Consider the following 16,612-nt stretch of genomic DNA (forward strand, 5'->3'; position numbering starts at 1 on the left):
TATCGCCGTATATTGACCGCATGAACGGCGTCGGGGCAGCAGCAGCGGGGGACGCCGGTGTGCACCGCGCGCTGGCCGCCCCGGCCCGGCGGGCGCTGCTGGCCGAGCTGACCTCGGCCGCCGAGCCGCTGGAGGCCCAGCAGCTGGCCGAGGCGCTGGGCCTGCACCCGACCACCATCCGGCACCACCTGACCGCCCTGGTGCAGGCCGGTCTGGTCGCGGTCTCCCGGCAGCCCGCCACCGGCCGGGGGCGGCCCAAGCTGCGCTACACCGCCGCCCCCGCGCACGAACAGCTGGACGCCTACCGGGAGTTGGTCGAGGTGCTGGCGCTCGGCTACGGCCGGCTCGGCGCCGTCCAGGCCGGCCGGGCCTGGGGCGCCGAGCTGCCGCCGGACCAGGACGACGCCCCGCTGGCCGAGCGGGTCCGGGCCGCCGCCGAGCGCTGGGGCTTCCGGCCCGAGCCGGGCCCGGACGGTGGCTGGCTGCTCCGGGAGTGCCCGTTCCTGCGGACCGCCGAGCGGCATCCCGAGGTGATCTGCGCCGTCCACCAGGGTCTGCTGGACGCGCTGGCGGGTGGTCAGGACATCGTCCGGCTGCACCCGTTCAGCGCGCCCGGGGTGTGCGCGATCACGATCGCGCCCGACGCTCAGCTGCCCGCGAGCCAGAGGTCGGGGCCGAACACCTCGTAGTGGATGGCGGTGGCCGGGACGCCCCGCTCGAGCAGCTGGGCCCGGGCGGCCCGCATGAAGGGGAGCGGGCCGCAGAGGTAGGCCCGGACGTCCGCGGGGAGCTCGACGGCCGTGAGGTCGACCAGGCCGTCGCGGTCCTCGTACCAGCGGTGCAGGGCGGCGCCCGGCAGTTCGCCGGTCAGCGTGGTCAGCTCCGCGGCGTGCGCGTGGTCGGCCGCCGAGCGGTCGCCGTGCACCGCGACCACTCGGCGCTCCGAGCCGGTGCGCACCAGGTGGTCGAGCATGCCGATCATCGGGGTGCAGCCGATCCCGGCGGAGGCGAGCAGCAGCGGCGCCTCGCTCTCGTCCAGCACCAGGTCGCCGAAGGGGTGCGAGACCTCGATCCGGTCGCCCTCGCCCACCGTGCCGTGCAGCTGGGCGGAGACCTCGCCGTCGCGCTTCACGGTGATCCGCCACTCGTCCCGGTCGGGGGCGGTGGAGAGGCTGTACTGACGGATCTGCCGGGCCCCGTCGGGGAGCAGGACCGCGACGCTGACGTACTGGCCGGGGCGGAAGGCACCGACCGGCTCGCCGTCGGTGCGGCGCAGGGTGAAGGAGACCGCGTCGGCGGTCTCCTGGCGACGGCCGGTGACGGTCATCGACTGCCAGACGTCGCCCGGCTCCAGACCGGCCTCCTGGTACAACTTGGCTTCCAGGGCGATGAGTTCATTGGCCATCAGCCAGTAGACCTCGTCCCAGGCGGCGGCCACCTCGGGCGTCACGGCGGCGCCGAGCACCTCCACGATCGCGGCGAACAGGTGGGTGTGCACCACCTGGTACTGGGCCTCGGTGACGCCGAGCGAGGCGTGCTTGTGGGCGATCCGGGCCAGCATCGCGCCGGGACGCACCTCGGGGTGCTCGACCAGCATGGTCGCGTAGGCGGCGATCGAGCCCGCCAGCGCCCGGGGCTGGTCGCCGGCCGCCTGGTTGCCCCGGTTGAAGAGGTCGCGCTCCAGCTCGGGGTGGGCGGCGAACAGCTTGGCGTAGAACAGCGGGGTGATCTCCCCGATGGCCCCGCCGACGGCGGGCAGGGTGGCGCGGACGGTCTCGGTCGACTGCGGGGAGAGCACAGGTTCCTCCTGGGACGCTGACGGCTGCGCTCTCAATATAAATGATGATCATCCTTTAAAAAGGGGGTCAAAGGTCACCCCTTCGAGGCTCCGCCCGCCGACTACCTTGCGGCAACGCCCAGGACACGTGGACGTAACGATCCCCGGTTCTTGCAGAAACTTGCTGCAAGGACTTTCGACAGCGGTTGCATCGCTGTTACGTTCCTCCCCAAGCCCGACGGCCGCTACGGCGCAGTCGGCGTGGGACAGCCATTATGCGCCGTCCACCTCCATCCCGGGCACCCCCACCTTTTCCCTAGGAGTTCTCATGCGGCGTGGCATCGCGGCCTCTGCCCTCGTTGCGGCCCTCGCGGTCACCATGGCAGCCTGTGGCAGCAGCGGCTCCGGATCCGATGACAAGGCTGCTGACGGCCCGGTCACCATCACCTACTGGGACACCTCCAACGCCACCAACGAGGCGCCGAACTACGAGGCCCTGGTCAAGAAGTTCGAGGCCGCCAACCCGAACATCAAGGTCAAGTTCGAGAACGTCCCGTTCGACCAGGCGCAGAACAAGCTGCAGACCGCGATGGGTGCCACCGGCGCCCCGGACGCCTTCCGCTCCGAGGTCGGCTGGACCTCCGCCTTCGCCAAGGCCGGCTACCTGGAGCCGCTGGACGGCACCCCGGCGATGACCGACAAGGCCGCCTTCCAGCCCAGCCTGATTCAGCAGGCGACGTACGAGGGCAAGGTCTACGGCGCCCCGATCGTCACCGACACCCTGGGCCTGCTCTACAACAAGGAGCTGTTCGCCAAGGCGGGCATCACCAAGGCCCCCGCGACCTGGGACGAGCTGAAGACCGCCGCCGCCCAGCTCAAGGAGAAGGCCGGCGTGGACGGCTTCTTCATGCGCGCCGGTGACGGCTACTTCGCGATGCCGTACCTCTACGGCGAGGGCACCAACATGGTGGACGCCAAGGGCAAGAAGATCACCGTCAACTCGCCCGAGGCCGTCAAGGCGATCGAGACCTACAAGTCGATGTTCACCGCGCCCGGCACCGTCAAGGCCGACGTGACCACCGACAGCTACGCGCACATGATGGACGCCTTCAACAGCGGCAAGGTCGCGGCCGTCATCAACGGCCCGTGGGAGATCACCAACATCTACAAGGGCTCCGCCTTCGCCGACAAGAAGAACCTCGGCATCGCGGCCGTCCCGGCCGGTTCCACCGGCAAGGCCGGTGCCCCGACCGGTGGCCACAACGTCTCGGTCTACGCCGGTGCGGACAAGGCCCACAAGGCCGCCGCCGAGAAGCTGGCCGGGTTCCTCACCTCCGCCGAGAGCCAGACCTTCCTGGCGACGAAGAACTCCACCCTGCCGACCCGCACCGACGCGTACACCGCCGACGTCAAGGCCGACCCGGGCATCGCCGGCTTCCAGGCGATCCTGGCCGCCGCCCAGCCGCGCCCCGAACTGCCCGAGTACAGCTCGCTGTTCGGCTCGATCGGGACCAACCTCGGCAAGATCGTGCAGGACCAGAGCAGCACCCAGGCCGGCCTGGACGCCACCGCCGTGGACTACCTGAAGCTGCTCCCCGGCTTCTCGAAGTAACCGACCGGACCGCCCGGGCCACCCACCTGACGGAGGTGGCCCGGGCGGCCTTCCCGTACCCACAGCAGTCACCGTTGCGAGCCGCGGCGGACCTCCCGAAAAGGTGTCAACTCATGGCAGTCGCCGTGCAAGGCGCTCCCACCAAGGGCAGCCAGGACCCGCGTCCCGGCCTGGTGGCGCGCGTCAAGCTCTCGTACAGCAAGCACTGGTACGCCTACGCGATGGTCGCCCCGGTCGTCATCGTGCTCGGTGTGCTGGTCGGCTACCCGCTGATCAACGGTTTCTACCTGACCCTGACGGACGCCAACAGCCTCAACTCGGCCCGCACCATCGGGGTCAAGGAGATCCCGGCCACCTACCAGTTCATCGGCCTGCACAACTACGCCGACATCCTGTGGGGACCGGGGTCCTACGACCGGTTCTGGTCGCACTTCGTCTGGACCATCGCATGGACGGTCATCTGTGTGACCCTCACCTACTCGACCGGTCTGGCGCTGGCCATGCTGATGAACCAGCGGCTCCGCGGCCGCAGCCTCTACCGGCTGATGCTGATCCTGCCGTGGGCGGTGCCGACCTTCGTCACGATCTTCTCCTGGCGGCTGATGCTGGCCGACGGCGGCGTGGTGAACGGGCTGCTCGGCTCGCTCGGCCTGCCCGAACCCGCCTGGCTCTCCGACCCGTTGGCGCAGAAGGCGGCGGCCATCCTGGTCAACACCTGGGTCGGCGTGCCGTTCATGATGGTCTCGCTGCTCGGCGGGCTGCAGTCGATCCCCGGTGAGCTGTACGAGGCCGCCGAGATGGACGGCGCCACCGCCTGGCAGCAGTTCCGCCACATCACCCTGCCCGGCCTGCGCACGGTCTCCTCAACGGTGGTGCTGCTCGGCGTGATCTGGACCTTCAACCAGTTCGCCGTCATCTTCCTGCTGTTCGGCAACGGCGCCCCGGACGCGCAGATCCTGGTCACCTGGGCCTACCGCCTGGGCTTCGGCCAACAGCCGCGCGACTACGCCCAGTCGGCCACCTACGGCGTCCTGCTGCTCTCCATCCTGATCGTCTTCACCAGCTTCTACCGTCGCTGGCTGGCCCGGAACGAAGAGGCTTCCCGATGACCGCCACCATCGAAGAGACCGTCAAGACCCCCGCCCCGGCCCCGCGTCCGGCCCGTCCGGCCAAGGCCCGCCGGCGCGGCGAGAGCACCCCGCTGGTCCGCGCGCTCTCGCACGGCGCCCTGGTGATCGCCAGCCTGGTGGCGCTCTTCCCGGTGCTGTACATCGGCTTCATCTCGCTCGGCCCGGACAAGATGGACTACCTGCACCCCGGGCAGATCTTCGACAAGATGACCTTCTCGAACTACTCCAAGGTGCTGTTCGAGACCGACTTCGCGAGCTGGTTCCTCAACTCGGTGATCGTGGCCGGCGGCACCACCGTGTTCGGTGTGATGGTCGCCGCCACCACCGGCTACGCGGTCTCCCGGATGCGCTTCCCCGGACACCGCCAGCTGATGTGGACCCTGCTGGTCACCCAGATGTTCCCGATCGCGGTGCTGATCGTGCCGATGTACACGATCCTCGCCTCGCTCAAGCTGCTGGACGGCTACACCGGCCTGATCATCGTCTACTCGGCCACCACCGTGCCGTACTGCGCCTGGCTGCTGAAGGGCTACTTCGACACCATCCCGGTGGAGATCGACGAGGCCGGCCGGGTGGACGGGCTCAGCCCGTTCGGCACCTTCTGGCGCCTGATCATCCCGCTGGCCCGCCCGGGCCTGGCCGTGGCGGCCTTCTACTCCTTCCTCACCGCCTGGGCCGAGGTGGCCTTCGCCTCCACCTTCCTGCTCAGCTCCGGCAAGTACACCCTGGCGGTCGGCCTGCAGACCTTCGTCAGCCAGTACGAGAGCCAGTGGAACCTGATGGCGGCCACCTCGGTGCTGATCGCGCTGCCCGCGGCCCTGGTCTTCTACCTGGTGCAGCGTCACCTCGTCACCGGACTGACCGCGGGTGCGGCCAAGTCCTGACGTACCGTCAATCCTGATTCCTCACCTGCCTGTTGCCGCGTACCGGCCCGCCCGCACCCCGGGCGGGCGGGACGACACCTAGTCCCCAAGGGATGACTGTCCATGACCCAGAACCTGGCCGACACCTCCCGGCCCGCCGCCGAGCCCATCGCTGCGAACGGTGCTGCCTCCAGAGGCTGGTGGCGGGACGCGGTCATCTACCAGGTGTACCCGCGCAGTTTCGCCGACTCGAACGGTGACGGCATGGGTGACCTGCCGGGTGTCCGGAGCCGGCTGCCGTACCTGAAGGCTTTGGGTGTGGACGCGGTCTGGCTGTCGCCGTTCTACGCCTCGCCGCAGGCCGACGCCGGGTACGACGTGGCCGACTACCGCGCGGTGGACCCGATGTTCGGCAACCTGCTGGACGCGGACGGGATGATCCGGGACGCGCACGAGCTGGGCCTGCGGGTCATCGTGGACCTGGTGCCGAACCACTCCTCGGACCAGCACGAGTGGTTCCAGCGCGCGCTGCGCGAGGGTCCGTCCTCCCCGCTGCGCGAGCGCTACCACTTCCTCCCCGGCAAGGGCGCGAACGGTGAACTGCCGCCCAACGACTGGGAGTCCATCTTCGGTGGCCCGGCCTGGACCAGGACCACCAACCCGGACGGCACCGACGGCGACTGGTACCTGCACCTGTTCGCTCCCGAGCAGCCCGACTTCAACTGGGAGAACCAGGCGGTCGCCGACGAGTTCCGCTCGATCCTCCGGTTCTGGCTGGACATGGGCGTGGACGGCTTCCGGATCGACGTCGCGCACGGCATGGTGAAGGCCCCCGGCCTGCCCGACCTCGGCGGCTCCGACCAGCTCAAGCTGCTCGGCAACGACGTGATGCCGTTCTTCGACCAGGACGGCGTGCACGACATCTACCGCGCCTGGCGCAAGATCCTGGACGAGTACCCGGGCGAGCGGATCGGCGTCGCCGAGGCGTGGACCCCGACCGTCCAGCGGACCGCCAACTACGTCCGCCCGGACGAGCTGCACCAGGCCTTCAACTTCCAGTACCTGGGCACCTCCTGGGACGCCACCGAGCTGCGCGAGGTGATCGACACCTCGCTGGACGCGATGCGCCCGGTGGACGCCCCCGCCACCTGGGTGCTGTCCAACCACGACGTCACCCGGCACGCCACCCGGTTCGCCAACCCGCCGGGCCTGGGCACCCAGATCCGCACCCCCGGCGACCGCGAACTCGGCCTGCGCCGGGCCCGGGCCGCCACCCTGCTGATGTTCGCGCTGCCCGGCTCCGCCTACGTCTACCAGGGCGAGGAGCTCGGCCTGCCGGACGTCACCGACCTGCCCGACGAGGTCCGCCAGGACCCGTCGTTCTTCCGGCAGGCCGGCCAGGACGGCTTCCGGGACGGCTGCCGGGTGCCGATCCCGTGGTCGGGCACCGAGGCGCCGTACGGCTTCGGCCCGGTCGCCGGCGGCCCGAGCTGGCTGCCGCAGCCCGCCGAGTGGGCCGGGCTGAGCGTCGAGGCGCAGACCGGGGACCCGACCTCGACGCTGGAGCTCTACCGCAGCGCCCTGACCATCCGTCGGGAGCACGCGGACCTCGGCGCGGGTACCTCGGTGGAGTGGCTGGAGACGCCGGCCGACGTGCTGGCCTTCCGCCGCGGCTCCTTCGTCTGCACCGTGAACGCCGGTGCCGAACCGGTCCGGATCGCGGCCCCCGGCCGTATCCTGCTCTCCTCCACCGAAGCTGTCGCGGTGGACGGTGACACTGTTCTGCCGGCGGACAGCACCATCTGGTGGGCGGTCTGACGTGGTTGCAATAGGCTCTGGGATCGTGACTACGGCGCGACTTTCGGACATCGCGGCGCAGGCGGGGGTCAGCGAAGCGACCGTCAGCCGCGTCCTCAACGGCAAAGCAGGGGTTTCGGCCACGACCAGGCAGACAGTGCTGGCCGCCCTGGACGTGCTCGGTTACGAGCGCCCGACCCGGCTGCGCCAGCGCAGCGCCGGTCTGATCGGCCTGATCACCCCCGAGCTCAGCAACCCGATCTTCCCGGCGCTGGCCCAGGTGATCGAGCAGGTGCTGAGCCGGCACGGCTACACCCCGGTGCTCTGCACCCAGACCCCGGGCGGCTCCACCGAGGACGAACTGGTGGAGATGCTGGTCGAGCGGGGCGTGGCCGGCATCGTCTTCGTCTCCGGCCTGCACGCCGACTCGACCGCCGACCACGACCGGTACGCCAAGCTGACCGGCCGTCAGGTGCCGTTCGTGCTGATCAACGGCTACAGCGAGAAGATCGCCGCGCCGTTCATCTCGCCGGACGACCGGGCCGCGATGTGGATGGCCGTCCAGCACCTGGTCGAGCTCGGCCACGAGCGGATCGGCCTCGCGGTCGGCCAGCGCCGGTACGTGCCGGTGCTGCGCAAGATCGAGGGCTTCACGGCGGCGATAAGGGAGCTGCTGGGCGTCAGCGAGGCCGACGCCGAAGGGCTGGTGCACCACACCCTGTTCAGCGTCGAGGGCGGCCACGCGGCGGCCAACGCGCTGCTCGACAAGGGCTGCACCGCGATCGTCTGCGGCAGCGACATGATGGCGCTCGGCGCGATCCGGGCGGTCCGCCAGCGCGGGCTCTCGGTCCCGCAGGACGTCTCGGTGGTCGGCTTCGACGACTCCCCGCTGATCGCCTTCACCGAGCCGCCGCTCACCACCATCCGCCAGCCGGTCGAGGCGATGGCCACCGCCGCCGTCGACGCCCTGCTGGAGGAGGTCGGCGGAAACCCGGGGCAGCGCGCCGAGTTCATGTTCCAGCCCGAGCTGGTGATGCGCGGCTCGACCGGGGCCAACCCGAAGAACTGACCGTCCGTCCGTGTGGGGCCCGGGGGTTGACCCCCGGGCCCCACACGGCTTTCTCGTCCGCCGGAGCGACGGTGATCCCCCGCCGGGGGGAGACGGTCCGCCCCGGAGGCCGAGGCGGCCGGGGCGGCTCCGGCGGCAGGATCGGTCCGTGCCCATCCGTGGGCCGGAACCGAGGAGCCGTCACATGATCAAGCCCGCACCCCGCTGGGCCGTCGTCGCCGCCCACGCCGTCCCGCTGGTCGCCCTGCCGTCCGGCCTGTGGCGGATCGGCCTGGTGACGGGATTCCCCGACTGGTACGGCGAGCACGTGTGGACCGCCTGGGAGCGGCCGTACGTGCTGCTGCTCAGCCTGGTCTCGGAGGGCCTCGCGCTGCTCACGCTCGGACTGGTCCGGCCCTGGGGCGAGGTGGTGCCCGGCTGGGTCCCGCTGCTCGGCGGCCGGCGGATCCCGGTGGCGGCCGCGGTCGTTCCGGCGGCGGTCGGCGCCTTCCTGGTCTTCACGCTGCTCGGCTATGCGGCCCTCAACCAGCTCCTGCACCTGGTCGAACCGCTGAACGACACCGGCGAGGCCCTGCCGAACAGCGGCCCGGGCTTCTGGCTGCTGCTGGCCTGCTACCTTCCTCTGTTCGCCTGGGGGCCGCTGCTGGCGGCGGTCACGGTCGCCTACTACCGCCGCAGGCGCGGGGCGGGCCCCAACTCGGCCGTGTCCCGCGGGTTTCAGTCGGTCGGCGGCTCGGCGGACGGCTCGCGCAGCCCGGCGAGTTCGGCCTCCAGCTCGGTGACCCGGGAGGTCAGCCGCTGGACGTCCTGGACCGCCTCGAGGTAGTTCGCCTTGTGGCGCTTGGCGACCTCGCTGAGGGTGTCCACCCGGTCGGCGAAGGCGTCGCGCTCGGTGGCGAGCGGCTGGACGGTGGTGTGGAAGACCGCCTCGGCGATCCAGTCCGCCCACGCGTTGATGTGCTGGGTGCCGGCGGCGCCGCCGAGGTCGGCGTTCTGCAGACCCTGGAGCATCGCGGGCCGGATGGTCTCGGCGATCCGCTGGGTCGCGGTGGGCTGCTCGGTCATGACTGGTCCTCGCGGTCGAACGTGCCGTTGGGTAACTCCGCGACATGACCAACGGAGCGAAGGCGCACATCACCCGTAAGGATAATCGCCGCGCGCAGGCCGCTGCCCCCGGAGCCGACCAGGTCTCCGGGGGCAGCGGCCTACCAGCCGGGGCCTGTCAGACGCGACCGGCGAAGTCCGGCGCCCAGTTGGCGACGGACTCGGTCTTCACGCCCGCGCGCGGGTTGGCGGCCTCGACGTACTTGCCGCCACCGATGTAGATGGCGACGTGGTAGACGCCGGAGTTGCTGCCGTTGTTCGACCAGAAGAGCAGGTCGCCGGCCTGGAGGTTGTCCAGCGAGACCCGGGTGCTGGCGTCCGCCTGGTCGTTGGCGATCCGCGGCAGGGAGATCCCGGCCTGGCGGAAGGCCGCCTGGGTCAGACCCGAGCAGTCCCAGCCGCCGTTGCTGCTGCCGCCGTAGACGTACGCCTGGCCGAGCTTGGACATCGCGAAGTTGATCGCGGCGGCCTTGCTGCCGGTCGCCGCCACCGCGGTGGTGGCGGTGGAGCCGGACGCGGCCTTGCTGCTCTTGGTGGTCTTGGTGCCGGCACCGGCCGAGGACGAAGTCGGCGCCGGGGCGGTCGACTTCGGCGCGCTGGTGACGACGGTGGTGGTGCCGCCGAGCGCCAGCTGCTGACCCGGGTAGATCATGTCCGGGCCCTCGGTCAGGACCGACTTGTTGAGCTCGTAGAGCTTCTCCCAGCCGCCCTCGACGTTCTGGCTCTGCGCGATGGTGGAGAGCCAGTCACCGGCGACCACGGTGTAGCTCTTGGCCGCGGTGGTCGTGGTGGTGGTCTGCTGCTGCTCGGCCGCCTTGGGCGCCGGGGTGGCGGCCTTGGGGGTGGTGGCCTTCGCAGCGGTGTCGTTCGAGGAGGTGTCGACCTGGGCGGCGCCGCCGCCCTTGGTCAGACCGGCCTTGACGGAGCAGACCGGCCAGGCGCCGGGGCCCTGGGAGGCGAGCACCTTCTCGGCGATCGCTATCTGCTGGCCCTTGCTGGCCTGGTTGGCCTGGGCGGCGTACTGCTTGCCACCGAACTCGGCCCAGGTGCTGGAGGTGAACTGGAGACCGCCGTAGAAGCCGTTGCCGGTGTTGATGCTCCAGTCGCCGGTGGACTCGCACTGGGCGACCTTGTCCCAGGTGGAGACGGTGGCGGCGGAGGCGGAGCCGGCCGTGAGGCACGGGACCGAGAGGCCGATGCCGACCACACCGGTCGCGGCGATCAGACGGCGGGTGCGCTTGGACGCGCTGCTGGACAGCATGAAGATGCGTTCCTCTCCCACGCCTGCGAGGTGAGCTGTCGGATTCGGGCTGGAGTTGCCCGGCCGTGCGTGAGCACGGCTTCACCCCAAGCCTGAAATCGGTCAAATCGGACCAATTGCAGGCGACTTACCTGTGGTTCCCCCGCCCCTGCCATGGTGCGTTGCTTCGCTGCCTGTTCATCCGATGGCAGGACTCGGCGTTCCGGATGAACTGGGTCCGTGTGGCCACGAACAGGGGAGCACGTTAGGCAGACTCAAGTTCAAACCGCAAACCTCTGTGATGTGGATCATGGTTATTTTATGGAACCTTCATGATGCGGAACTGTCCGTTCCGTTGATGGATTTCGATCGAATCTGATCAAATCCCTTGCCGTCCAAGGGACTTGCCTATGCTTCAGGCGAGGCGGCCGCGGGCGCGGCCCGGGGGAGAGGTGCGCGGCACCATGCGGCACGCGAAGGGGCCCGGATCGGCCCCGGAAGGTAACGACTCGGCAAAGGCCGGGCGCAGGAAGGTACTCGGCTGGATCGCGGCCGGCACCGTGGTCGCCGCGATCGGCGTCGAGGAGCTGGTCCGGCGCACCGGCGACGCCCCTGACGTCGCCTCGGCTCCGCCGCCGCCCACCCCCGGGGCGTCCCACTCGCACGGCGAGCCGCCGCCGTCCGCCTCCCCGGAGCCCTCGCCGTCGCCCTCCCCGGAGCCGGCCAAGCCGGCCAGGCCGTGGTCGGATCCGGCGGGCTGGGGCGGCACGCTGCCGAGCCCCGCCGCCGCCGTCCGGATCGCCGACCACGTGGTGCTGGACGCCGATGCGGCCGTTGGCTCGTTGGTGGTCGAAGCAACCGGCTCGCTGACCTTCGCGGCCGACCGCTCGGTGGTGCTCAGCTCGGCGGGCAACGTCGAGGTGAAGGGCAGCCTGACGCTGGCTCCGGCCGACACCGCCCTGCTGCACACCCTGCGGTTCCCCGCCGTCGACGAACGGCGCTTCCAGGGCGGCGGCATGACCCTGGTGCCCAGCGACACCGGCCTCTGGGTCACCGGCGCGGGCTACCTCCGACTGGACGGCGCCGCCAGGACGGCCTGGGTGCGCGCCGCGGCGGCGCTCAAGCCCGGCGACACCACCATCGCCCTGGCCGCCGCGCCGACCGGCTGGCGCCCCGGCGACGAGCTCGCGATCACCCCGACCGGGGCACCGGACACCGACGGCTTCTCCGAGCGGTACGACCTGCGGACCATCGCCGCGATCAGCGGCAGCACGGTCACCCTGGACGGCCCGCTCAAGTACCCGCACCCCCGGGTGACGACCGGAGGGGGCGTCACCGTCGGGGCAGAAGTACTGAATTTGACCCGTAATGTCCGAATCGAGGGCACCGAGAAGGGCCGCGCCCACGTCCACCTGACCAGCTCACGCAAGTCCGACGTCCGGCACGCCGCCCTGCGCTGGCTCGGGCCGCGCGCCCCCGGCAAGGACCAGTGGAACGGCAAAGCGGTCACCGAGCCGGTGCTCGGCCGGTACGGGCTGCACTTCCACATGCTCGGCGACACCACCCGGGGCACCGTGGTCGAAGGCGTGGTGGTCCGGGACACCGGCAGCCACGCGTTCGTCCCGCACGCCAGCCACGGCATCACCTTCCGCAGCTGCATCAGCCACCAGACCTGGGAGGACGCCTACTGGTGGGACGGGCCGCTGGACACCCGCACCCCGCAGGGCCCGTCCGACGACATCACCTACGACTCCTGCGTCGCCTCCCGGACGCTCTTCGACCCCAACCCGCGCGGCTACCGGCTGACCGGCTTCAGCCTCGGCGCGGGCACCGGCGGAGTGGCCAGGGACTGTGTGGCGGTCGGCGTGCAGGGCGCGAACGGCGCCTCCGGCTACCACTGGCCGGAGACCAGTGAGGGTGTCTGGACCTTCGAACGCTGCCTGGCGCACAACAACCTGGAGAACGGCATCTTCGTCTGGCTGAACGCCCAACACCACCACGTGGTCGGCCAGTTCGTCGCCTACCACAACGGCGGCTGGGGCATCGAGCACGGCGCCTACCTGAACGACTTCGACTACACCGGCAGTGTCCTCTACGGCAACGCCGCCGGGGGAGTGGCCCTGCACGCCCTCGGCCGGGAGAAGGGCACGGTGCTGGACGGCCTGCTGATCGACGGGGCCGGCCAGTCCGACTTCGCGATCTCCACCAAGCACCACCAACTGCCCGGGGAGACCGTCCTGGTGACCCGCAGTCGGCTGACGGGCTATCGGAAGGCGGGCGTCGCGTTCGCCGCCGTGGACGGCGGGGCACCGGAGGACATCGCGATCCTGGACTGCGAGTTCGGCGGCCCCGAGCTCTGGTTCGACCCCGCCCTCCCCGAGCCCAAACGCATCGTCCTCCGCAAGGCCGGCCAGCCCCAGGCCGTCGAGGTCCGCCGCGACAACACCCGCACCCCCACCACCGCCACCCCGGCCCCCCGCCCGGTCACCACCCCGCACATCACCTTGCACGACTCCTCAGCCGCCTACGGCGCAGGGGCTCGGGGAACTGCGACGCCGACCTCGTAGAAGGTCACTCCCGCGTGCATGGCCAGGCACTTTCGCCTGTGACCCGCACGCCAGATCTCGTCGCAGTTCCCCGAGCCCCTGGATAGTGCAACCGAGCGCCCTGCGAAAAAGGGCTACGCCTCGTCAGGAAGCGCGATCTGCAGCGCCGACAGGTAAGCCGAAGCGACCAGCTGCCCGAGCGCCGCGTAGGCGCCGAGCGGAGCCGCCCCGGGGCACCCCGTCTCCTCGGCCGCCGTCGCCAGCAGCTCCGGATCGGCCTCCGGCCCGATCACCAGCGGTGCGAGCGCCGGCCGCACCGACCCGGTCGCCCGGAGGTGCTCGACGGCGGCCAGCACCGAACCGGGCACGTCCAGCGCCGCCGCAACCACCGGCACCGCCAGCCGTGCGGCCAGCAGCACCCCGGTGATCCCGGCGGCCGCGGCCGCCTCCTCGCCGCCGGCGGTGGTGAGGACGACACCGTCCGCGGCCGTGGCGATCGCGAACAGCCGGGCCCGGTCGGCCCGGGCCAGCCCGGCCTCGGAGAGCCGGACGTGCACGGCCTCGGCAAGCAGCGGGTGCGGGCCGAGTACGTCGGTGACGGTGGCGCCGGTCTCGGCGGCCAGGCGGTGCAGCTCCGTCAGGAAGCCGTGCGGGCCGGGCAGCAGGGGCACCAGGACAGGTGCCGGGAGACCGGCCTCGGCGGCCTGCGCGAGCAGTCCGGCGATGGTGGGGTACTCCGGGTCGGTGCTCTCCAGGTACGCGGCGGCCGCCTCGATGCCGGGCTGCTCACCCCGGACGATCGAGAGGAGTTCCTCGACCACGGGGCGGGACTCCGGACCGGCGGCGGCCGGGACGGCCAGCACCAGACTCGGCGAGCCCGCCGGAATCTCCGGCCGCTCGGGACGGCGGTGGCGCCCCCGCGCACGGGAGCCTGGAGTGCGGACGGGCAGTGGCGCGCCCGGGATGGCTGCTGTGCTCATGGCGGAGATCGTAGGACATTCGGCGGACCGGACCACAGTCGGCCCGCCCTCCGGACGGTGATCGGCGTCACAATCCGGCCCGGGTGACGGACCGTGAGGCGCTCCGGAGTGCCCGGCAAGATCGACAACCCGCTGGAGTTCGAGTACGCGCAGTTATCGGTATGTTCACGAATTGCTCGGCTTTGTCCACATAAGTGGCGTCAACTTGCCTGCCTGGCAAGGTCCGTGGAGAGATGATGCCCATCCCGTGCACGCGCAAACACCCGTGCTGATGCACGTGCACTGGAGCTATCATCACGTCAAGTGAGGTAAACGCCAGGCTCGTCGGGGAGAATTCGAATGCAGAACACGTACAACGGCATGGCGGCTGCGGACCTCGAAGACGTGGTCTGGCAGAAGAGCCGACACAGCAACTCACAGGGGAACTGCGTGGAGTTCGCGGCGCTGCCCGGCGGCGACGTCGCGATGCGCAACTCCCGGTTCCCGGACGGACCGGCGCTCATCTACACCCGGGCGGAGATCACCGCCCTGCTGCTCGGCGCGAAGGATGGGGAGTTCGACCACCTGGCCGGCTGATCCGGCATCACCTGGTGGTGCGTCAAAGGCCGTCGTGGAAGTCACCGCGACGGCCTTCGTCATTTCTTGCGGCCCGCTCAGGCCGAGCGCCGGTGCCGGCCCGCCATCTCGACCTCGGCGTTCTCCGCCTCGAAGACCGCCCAGACCACCTTCCCCGCGCCGGCCAGCGGGTGCCAGCCCCAGGCCCGGCTGAACGAGTCCACCAGGTGCAGCCCCCGCCCGGACTCCGCGACGAAGTCGGGCTCCCGGGCCACCGGACCCCGGCTGCTCGGGTCGCTGACCGCGCAGACCACCTGCGGCGAGCGGTGCACCAGACTGATCCTGATCGGCAGCTGGGCGTCGGCCGCCTGCGCCGGACCGGGCTGCGCCGGCAGCCGGACCGACTCGGTGAGGATGCGGACCGACTCGGCCGACGGGGCGTCGGGCCGGTGCTCCAGCGCATGCCGAAGGGCGTTGGTCACCAACTCGGAGGCGACCAGCGCGACATCGTCGAAGAGAGCGCCCAGGCCCCAGCCGTGCAGCGTCGACCGGGCGAACTCCCGGGCGGTTCTGACGGCTTCGAAGCGGGGAGCGAGAGTGCAGGTGACCACGTGGGGGTCGACCGCGATGGCCGTACCGGTGCTCATGAAGAGCTCCTCCCATAAGGGGGCGGACACGGCTGGACCCGCCGGGGTCATGCCGGTCACCTCCGACTCGCTCGGCCTGACGGCCACCACCTCGACCGGCCACACGCGCACACGGACAACCGGCCACGCGGGGGCGCGGCCGGATGTGTGTGCGGAAACGCGTATGGGATCGACGCGGTACCCGCAGGGGTGCCAGGGGCGTGCAGGTGCACGTGCACCATGGTCCCGTGCGCACACTGCGGATGCAAGAGTCGATTCACGTGCAGTCGCACTATTGGCATATGCAAGCGCCGGATGCACGTGCATCATGGAGCCCGGAGCGCGGAACTGGAAGATCGTTCAGTCGGTACCGGCACCCAGAGCGCTCAACTGATGGCAGACTGTGCGCTGTTTGCCCACGGCGGAGGTTTACGGCATGACCACCACAGCTCAGCCCGGCGGCGGTTCGATGGTGCGCCGTATCCTGCTCGGTTCGCAGCTCCGTCGCCTCCGCGAGTCCCGCGGCATCACCCGGGAGGACGCCGGGTACCAGATCCGTGCCTCGGAGTCGAAGATCAGCCGGATGGAGCTCGGCCGGGTCTCCTTCAAGGAGCGGGACGTCGCCGACCTGCTCAGCCTGTACGGCGTGGACGACGGCGGTGAGCGGGAGGCCCTGCTCGGCCTGGTCCGGGAGGCCAACAAGTCCGGCTGGTGGCACAGCTTCAACGACGTGCTGCCCGGCTGGTTCCAGACCTACGTGGGTCTGGAGGAGGCCGCCGCCCAGATCCGCACCTACGAGGTGCAGTTCATCCCCGGCCTGCTGCAGTGCGAGGAGTACGCCCGCGCGGTCTTCGGGCAGACCCGCCCGGTGATCTCCGAGGAGGAGCTGGAGCGGCGGCTCAGCCTGCGGCTGCGGCGGCAGAAGCTGCTCACCGACGGGCAGAGCCCGCGGCTGTGGGCGGTCATCGACGAGGCGGCGCTGCGCCGCCCGGTCGGCGGGCCGAAGGTGATGCGGGCTCAGGTGCAGTACCTGCTCGACGTCTCGGAGCAGGCCAACGTGGTGATCCAGGTGATGCCGTTCCGGTTCGGGGCGCACGCCGGCGAGAGCGGCGCGTTCTCGATCCTGCGCTTCCCCGAGCAGGACCTCGCGGACGTGGTCTACCTCGAGCAGCTCACCAGCGCGCTCTACCTCGACAAGCGCGACGACGTCGACGCCTACGTCCAGGTGATGGAGCGGCTCTGCGTCGACAGCCTCACCCCGGACCAGACCAAGGACCTGCTCACCCGGATCCTGGCCGGCAACTGATCCCGCG

General features: G+C 70.8%; 15 protein-coding genes and 1 riboswitch. Of the genes, 10 read left to right on the forward strand and 5 right to left on the reverse strand.

Annotated features, from left to right (window positions below; translation table 11 throughout):
* The first annotated feature begins 20 nt into the window (after positions 1 to 20).
* Positions 21 to 689 (forward strand): helix-turn-helix transcriptional regulator, encoded by a 669-nt coding sequence (locus F4556_RS30795; protein ID WP_184921893.1) that lies wholly within the window; start codon positions 21 to 23, stop codon positions 687 to 689.
* Here the strand turns inward: F4556_RS30795 and F4556_RS30800 are convergent.
* Positions 647 to 1,798: a globin domain-containing protein gene (locus tag F4556_RS30800; protein ID WP_184921895.1), complete on the reverse strand. Its 1,152-nt coding sequence runs from the start codon at positions 1,796 to 1,798 to the stop codon at positions 647 to 649. The two genes, F4556_RS30795 and F4556_RS30800, sit on opposite strands and share 43 nt — an antisense overlap.
* Before the next feature lie 307 nt (positions 1,799 to 2,105).
* Here F4556_RS30800 and F4556_RS30805 point away from each other — a divergent pair, with 307 nt between their 5' ends.
* The 6 genes from F4556_RS30805 (at position 2,106) to F4556_RS30830 (ending at position 9,074) form a co-directional block, all read left to right on the forward strand.
* Entirely contained in the window at positions 2,106 to 3,389 is a 1,284-nt protein-coding gene (locus F4556_RS30805) for an extracellular solute-binding protein (protein WP_184921897.1), read from the forward strand.
* A 113-nt stretch (positions 3,390 to 3,502) separates the two neighbouring features.
* On the forward strand, positions 3,503 to 4,498 hold the full coding sequence (locus F4556_RS30810) for a carbohydrate ABC transporter permease (RefSeq protein WP_184921899.1): 996 nt from the start codon (positions 3,503 to 3,505) through the stop codon (positions 4,496 to 4,498).
* Positions 4,495 to 5,403: a sugar ABC transporter permease gene (locus tag F4556_RS30815; RefSeq protein ID WP_184921901.1), complete on the forward strand. Its 909-nt coding sequence runs from the start codon at positions 4,495 to 4,497 to the stop codon at positions 5,401 to 5,403. The genes F4556_RS30810 and F4556_RS30815 overlap by 4 nt, the downstream gene beginning before the upstream one ends.
* 102 nt (positions 5,404 to 5,505) lie before the next feature.
* Positions 5,506 to 7,200, forward strand: coding sequence for a glycoside hydrolase family 13 protein (locus tag F4556_RS30820; RefSeq protein ID WP_184921903.1), 1,695 nt, complete (start codon positions 5,506 to 5,508; stop codon positions 7,198 to 7,200).
* 25 nt (positions 7,201 to 7,225) lie between these two features.
* A complete protein-coding gene (locus F4556_RS30825) occupies positions 7,226 to 8,248 on the forward strand; it encodes a LacI family DNA-binding transcriptional regulator (protein WP_184921905.1) in 1,023 nt (340 codons plus the stop codon).
* A gap of 184 nt (positions 8,249 to 8,432) precedes the next feature.
* Positions 8,433 to 9,074 (forward strand): hypothetical protein, encoded by a 642-nt coding sequence (locus F4556_RS30830; protein WP_246511131.1) that lies wholly within the window; start codon positions 8,433 to 8,435, stop codon positions 9,072 to 9,074.
* Here the strand turns inward: F4556_RS30830 and F4556_RS30835 are convergent.
* Together F4556_RS30835 and F4556_RS30840 are read right to left on the reverse strand one after the other, a co-directional pair.
* A complete protein-coding gene (locus F4556_RS30835) occupies positions 8,966 to 9,313 on the reverse strand; it encodes a hypothetical protein (protein WP_184921907.1) in 348 nt (115 codons plus the stop codon). The two genes, F4556_RS30830 and F4556_RS30835, sit on opposite strands and share 109 nt — an antisense overlap.
* A gap of 157 nt (positions 9,314 to 9,470) precedes the next feature.
* On the reverse strand, positions 9,471 to 10,613 hold the full coding sequence (locus F4556_RS30840; RefSeq protein ID WP_184921909.1) for a transglycosylase family protein: 1,143 nt from the start codon (positions 10,611 to 10,613) through the stop codon (positions 9,471 to 9,473).
* A 5-nt stretch (positions 10,614 to 10,618) separates the two neighbouring features.
* Positions 10,619 to 10,784: riboswitch (cyclic di-AMP (ydaO/yuaA leader) on the reverse strand.
* 272 nt (positions 10,785 to 11,056) lie between these two features.
* Between F4556_RS30840 and F4556_RS30845 the strand changes: the two genes are divergently transcribed.
* Positions 11,057 to 13,159, forward strand: coding sequence for a hypothetical protein (locus F4556_RS30845; RefSeq protein WP_184921911.1), 2,103 nt, complete (start codon positions 11,057 to 11,059; stop codon positions 13,157 to 13,159).
* A 113-nt stretch (positions 13,160 to 13,272) separates the two neighbouring features.
* Here the strand turns inward: F4556_RS30845 and F4556_RS30850 are convergent, their stop codons facing one another.
* Positions 13,273 to 14,118, reverse strand: a complete 846-nt coding sequence (locus F4556_RS30850; RefSeq protein WP_184921913.1) for a sirohydrochlorin chelatase — start codon at positions 14,116 to 14,118, stop codon at positions 13,273 to 13,275.
* A 339-nt stretch (positions 14,119 to 14,457) separates the two neighbouring features.
* On the opposite strand from F4556_RS30850, the gene F4556_RS30855 reads away from it, so the two are divergent.
* Positions 14,458 to 14,694 carry a DUF397 domain-containing protein gene (locus F4556_RS30855; RefSeq protein ID WP_184921915.1) on the forward strand — a complete coding sequence of 79 codons (237 nt, stop codon included), beginning with the start codon at positions 14,458 to 14,460 and terminating at the stop codon, positions 14,692 to 14,694.
* 77 nt (positions 14,695 to 14,771) lie between these two features.
* Here F4556_RS30855 and F4556_RS30860 read toward each other — a convergent pair whose 3' ends face one another.
* Complete coding sequence (locus tag F4556_RS30860; protein WP_246511132.1) at positions 14,772 to 15,320, reverse strand: ATP-binding protein; 549 nt, start codon at positions 15,318 to 15,320, stop codon at positions 14,772 to 14,774.
* 415 nt (positions 15,321 to 15,735) lie between these two features.
* On the opposite strand from F4556_RS30860, the gene F4556_RS30865 reads away from it, so the two are divergent.
* The gene (locus F4556_RS30865) at positions 15,736 to 16,605 is read left to right on the forward strand and encodes a Sco1979 family transcriptional regulator (protein ID WP_246511133.1); all 870 of its coding nucleotides are present in this window, start codon (positions 15,736 to 15,738) and stop codon (positions 16,603 to 16,605) included.
* Positions 16,606 to 16,612 lie beyond the last annotated feature (7 nt).

It is taken from the genome of Kitasatospora gansuensis (assembly GCF_014203705.1).
GTDB lineage: Bacteria > Actinomycetota > Actinomycetes > Streptomycetales > Streptomycetaceae > Kitasatospora > Kitasatospora gansuensis.

Excerpts from the sequence above, each read along its gene's own strand:
- F4556_RS30830 (WP_246511131.1), top strand. The coding sequence starts at position 8,433 with ATGATCAAGCCCGCACCCCGCTGGGCCGTCGTCGCCGCCCACGCCGTC.
- F4556_RS30820 (WP_184921903.1), top strand. The coding sequence starts at position 5,506 with ATGACCCAGAACCTGGCCGACACCTCCCGGCCCGCCGCCGAGCCCATC.
- F4556_RS30795 (WP_184921893.1), top strand. The coding sequence starts at position 21 with ATGAACGGCGTCGGGGCAGCAGCAGCGGGGGACGCCGGTGTGCACCGC.
- F4556_RS30845 (WP_184921911.1), top strand. The coding sequence starts at position 11,057 with ATGCGGCACGCGAAGGGGCCCGGATCGGCCCCGGAAGGTAACGACTCG.
- F4556_RS30865 (WP_246511133.1), top strand. The coding sequence starts at position 15,736 with ATGACCACCACAGCTCAGCCCGGCGGCGGTTCGATGGTGCGCCGTATC.
- F4556_RS30855 (WP_184921915.1), top strand. The coding sequence starts at position 14,458 with ATGCAGAACACGTACAACGGCATGGCGGCTGCGGACCTCGAAGACGTG.
- F4556_RS30805 (WP_184921897.1), top strand. The coding sequence starts at position 2,106 with ATGCGGCGTGGCATCGCGGCCTCTGCCCTCGTTGCGGCCCTCGCGGTC.
- F4556_RS30850 (WP_184921913.1), bottom strand. The coding sequence starts at position 14,118 with ATGAGCACAGCAGCCATCCCGGGCGCGCCACTGCCCGTCCGCACTCCA.
- F4556_RS30835 (WP_184921907.1), bottom strand. The coding sequence starts at position 9,313 with ATGACCGAGCAGCCCACCGCGACCCAGCGGATCGCCGAGACCATCCGG.
- F4556_RS30810 (WP_184921899.1), top strand. The coding sequence starts at position 3,503 with ATGGCAGTCGCCGTGCAAGGCGCTCCCACCAAGGGCAGCCAGGACCCG.
- F4556_RS30815 (WP_184921901.1), top strand. The coding sequence starts at position 4,495 with ATGACCGCCACCATCGAAGAGACCGTCAAGACCCCCGCCCCGGCCCCG.
- F4556_RS30860 (WP_246511132.1), bottom strand. The coding sequence starts at position 15,320 with ATGAGCACCGGTACGGCCATCGCGGTCGACCCCCACGTGGTCACCTGC.
- F4556_RS30840 (WP_184921909.1), bottom strand. The coding sequence starts at position 10,613 with ATGCTGTCCAGCAGCGCGTCCAAGCGCACCCGCCGTCTGATCGCCGCG.